3 protein-coding genes are annotated in these 3,602 nt (G+C 73.7%); all 3 read right to left on the reverse strand.

Annotation, left to right across the window (positions count from 1 at the left end; genetic code table 11):
• Positions 1-105 precede the first annotated feature (105 nt).
• Genes V7793_RS35135 through V7793_RS38315 form a run of 3 tightly spaced genes read right to left on the reverse strand, consistent with a single transcriptional unit; the run spans position 106 to position 3,554 of the window.
• The gene (locus tag V7793_RS35135) at positions 106-711 is read right to left on the reverse strand and encodes an NADPH-dependent FMN reductase (RefSeq protein WP_336013753.1); all 606 of its coding nucleotides are present in this window, start codon (positions 709-711) and stop codon (positions 106-108) included.
• Positions 712-738: 27 nt separating this feature from the next.
• Positions 739-1,725, reverse strand: coding sequence for a quinone oxidoreductase family protein (locus tag V7793_RS35140; RefSeq protein WP_336013754.1), 987 nt, complete (start codon positions 1,723-1,725; stop codon positions 739-741).
• 44 nt (positions 1,726-1,769) lie between these two features.
• Complete coding sequence (locus tag V7793_RS38315) at positions 1,770-3,554, reverse strand: mycothiol-dependent nitroreductase Rv2466c family protein (protein ID WP_443058062.1); 1,785 nt, start codon at positions 3,552-3,554, stop codon at positions 1,770-1,772.
• Positions 3,555-3,602 lie beyond the last annotated feature (48 nt).

The following is a 3,602-nucleotide window of genomic DNA, read 5'->3' on the forward strand; positions in this document are numbered from 1 at the left end:
AGGACGTGGGATGTTGGCTATCGGACGTCGGACGTCGGACGTTTCGAACGGCGCTCTGCCGGCCGGGCGGGCGGCCGGCTCGGCACCGCCGCGGCGCGCGGACCGTCAGGCGGTGTACGGGGACTTGGCCCGCGCCTCGCGCAGGGCGACGGCCCACCACAGCAGCTGGTCGAGCAGCTTCTTCGCGGCGCCGTTGACGCCCTCGGTGTCCCGCGGCTGCCCGTCGTCGTCGAAGGCGGCGAAGGCGGAGGGGATGGCCACGCCGTCCCGCAGGGTCACGGTGTGGAGCTCGGCGAAGACCGTACGGAGCTGCTCGACGGCGCGCACGCCGCCGGTCGCACCGCCGGAGTAACTGACGAAGCCGACGGGCTTGGCGTGGAACTCGGTGTACACCGAGTCGATGGCCTGCTTGAGCGCGGCGGGGTAACCGCGGTTGTACTCGGGCGTGATGACGGCGAAGACGTCGGCCCGGTCGATCCGTGCCGCGAAGGCGCGCACCGCCGCCGAGGGGTGCGTGCCGTCCTCGCCGGGTCCCTCCAGGACGTGCGGCAGGTCGGCCTCGGCCAGGTCGATGACGTCGACCTCCAGGTCGGCGCGCTCACGGGCGTGGGCGGTGAACCAGTCGGCGACGACCGGACCGAAGCGGTCCTTGCGGGTGCTGCCGACGATCACGGCGAGGCGGGTGGGGTTCTGGGCGTTCGTGTCCGGCAAGGCGGTTCCAATCTCCGTGCGGGGGTGTCAGGGCAGCAGCACGATGCGCCCGATGTGGGCCCGGGACTCGATCTCCTCGTGGGCCCGGCCGACCTCTTCGAGGGGGTACGTGGCGTGCACCGCGTGCCGGATCGTGCCGTCGGCGAGGCCGGCGGCCAGCTCCTCGTGGTTGGCGAGGTACTCCTTCGGGCGGGCGGCGCGCCAGCGGGACAGGGCGAAGCCGGTGATGAACTTCATCTCGATGAGTTCCATGGGGGAGATCCGGGGGATCTCCAGCCCGCCGCCCGCGGAGCCGTAGAAGACCAGGCGGCCGAAGGGGGCCAGCAGGCCGACGCCCTGACGGAGGACGTCGCCGCCGATGCTGTCGAGGATGATGTCGACGCCGGTGCCGCCGGTGGCCTCGCGGACCTCGTCGACCCAGCCCTCGCGGCTGTAGTCGACGACGACGTCGGCGCCGAGCGCGCGGGCGAAGTCGAGCTTCTCGGCCGAGCTCGCGGTGGCGATGACCGGGCCGGCGCCGTGGGCCTTGGCCCACTGCACGCTCAGGTGGCCGATGCCGCCGGACGCGGCGTGCACCAGGACGCTCTCGCCCGGGCGCAGGTTCGCCGTGCCCAGGGTGCCGGTGCCGATGGGGCCGGGCGAGGGGAGGGCGGTGGCCTGCGCGGCGTCGAGGCCCTCCGGCACGGGCAGGACCGTCGCCGCGTCGACGGCCACGTAGTCGGCATACGCCCCGTGGAGCGTGAACGCGCCCACCCGGTCGCCCTCGCGGAAGCCCGTCACCCCGGCGCCCACGCCCGCGACGCGGCCGATGACATCGCCACCGAGCACGATCGGGAACTCGGGCCGCCACATCGGCGCGGGGAAGATGTTGCGCCGCATCTGCGTCTGCGCGAAGCCCACGCTGACCGCCTCGGCGGCGATCAGCACCTCACCGGGGCCCGGCTGCGGCACGGGGGTCTCCTCGACCCGCATGACCTCCGGGCCCCCGAACTCACGGATACGGATCACACGCATCTGAGATTCCTCCAGTTGATCGGTCGGATCGTCGGATCAGTGGGTCAGTGGGTCAGGGGCTCGGTGCGCCCCGTGCTCTGCTTCAGCTCGAAGAACGCCGGGTCGCCGGCCAGGGTCCGGAAGGCCTCCCAGAGCCGTACCGCCCGCTCTCCGCGCGGTATCTCCGTCAGGACCGGGCCGAACTGGCCCGCGCCGCCGTCGACGGAGATCGTCGGGACGCCGATCAGCTCCTGGCCGAGGCCGTCCGAGGGCACCCGGGCGTGCGAGGCGCGCAGCTCGTCGTCCCAGCGGTCGTCGTCCATGGCGTCGATCAGCCCCGCGGGCAGCCCGGTCTCGGCCAGGGCCGCCTCGATGTCCGGGCGCGTCCTGCCCAGGCCCTCGATCATCGCCGCGCGGAACTCCTCGGCCGGGGCGGTGCGGACGGGCTCGAAGATGCCGCCGGGGGCGTGGAAGCGGGAGCCCATCGCCGTGTAGAGCGGGCCGGTGACGGCGTCGCCGTGGGCGGCGCGGGCGGCGGCCAGCACCCGGACCGGGCCCCAGTAGAGGTCGAGCATCGTGCGCCGCGCCTCGGGCATGTCCTTGCCGCTGTTGAGCAGGGCCAGGCTCATCGCGTGCCAGCGGACGGTCACCGGGGCCTTCCCGGCCACCTCGGTGATCCACCGGGAGGTGATCCAGGCGAAGGGGCACAGCGGGTCGAACCAGAAGTCCACGACGTGCGGTTCACCCTGCTGGGGCGGGCGGGTCTGCCCGGACCGGGGCTGGGCCTGGGCCTGGGGCTGGAGTTCCATGTTCTCGTCTTCCCTGAGTGACTCGGGCCGGGCGTCGATCCGCGCGAGCGCGTCGAGCACGGCGTTCTGCTTCTCGTCACGGGCGCGCGACAGCGCGGCGTGGTCCGTGCCGAAGGTCCGGTCCGCCTCGGCGCCGAGCGCCTCGACGGCGTCCGGTGTCAGGGCCGGGACGGCGGGGGCGCGCCAGGCGCGCTCCAGGCCGGGCGCCACGCCGCCCAGCCAGCGGCGCAGGCCGCCCTCGCCGCCGCCCAGGTGGAAGGCCTCGAACGGCCCGACCGTGGCCCAGCGCAGGCCGATCGACTGCGTGACGACGGCGTCGAGTTCGGCCATCGTGACGACGCCCTCCTGCACGAGGTGGATGCTCTCCCTCAGCAGCGCGGACTGCAGGCGGTTGGCGACGAAACGCGGCACGGGCTTGCGGACGACGACGGGGGCCTTGCCCACCGCCCGGTAGAAGGCCGTGACCTCGTCGATCAGCGCGGCGGGGGTGTGCCGGCCGCCGACGACCTCGACCAGGGGGACGACGTGCGGCGGGTTGAAGGGGTGTCCCACGACGACGCGTCCCGGCTCGGCCATCAGCGCGCCCATGTCGTCGGGCAGCAGCTTGGACGTGGAGGACAGGAGGAGGGCTTCCGCGGGAGCGGCCTGCTCGACCGTACGGAAGAGCTCCTGCTTGAGGGCGAGGTCGTCGGGGGCGTTCTCCTGCACGACCGCCGCACCGCGGACGGCGCGGGCCATGTCGGGCTCGAACTCCACGTGCTCCATGAGCACGCCGACGTCGGCGGCCCCGCCCGGCAGGGTGGCGGCGAAGACCGCGAGGCCCTCCCTGACCACCCGCTCGGCCTCGGGCCGTCTGCTGTTGACCCGGACCCGGAGCCCCCGGTCCAGGAAGAGGGCGATCCAGCCGAGCCCGATGGTGCCCGCGCCGATGACCGCGACGACGGTCCGCTCCCCGGAAGGCCGTACGGCGTTCTCGGAAGGCCGTACGGCGCTCTCGGAAGGCCGTACGACGTCCCCAGGAGGCTGTGCTGCGCTGCTCATCACGTGCCCGTTCTCATTCGGCGGACTTCGGTGCGGCGGACGCCCGGG

Source organism: Streptomyces sp. KLMMK (assembly GCF_036961605.1).
In the GTDB taxonomy this organism is placed as follows: Bacteria; Actinomycetota; Actinomycetes; order Streptomycetales; family Streptomycetaceae; genus Streptomyces; species Streptomyces telluris.

Excerpts from the sequence above, each read along its gene's own strand:
- V7793_RS35140 (WP_336013754.1), bottom strand. The coding sequence starts at position 1,725 with ATGCGTGTGATCCGTATCCGTGAGTTCGGGGGCCCGGAGGTCATGCGG.
- V7793_RS38315 (WP_443058062.1), bottom strand. The coding sequence starts at position 3,554 with ATGAGCAGCGCAGCACAGCCTCCTGGGGACGTCGTACGGCCTTCCGAG.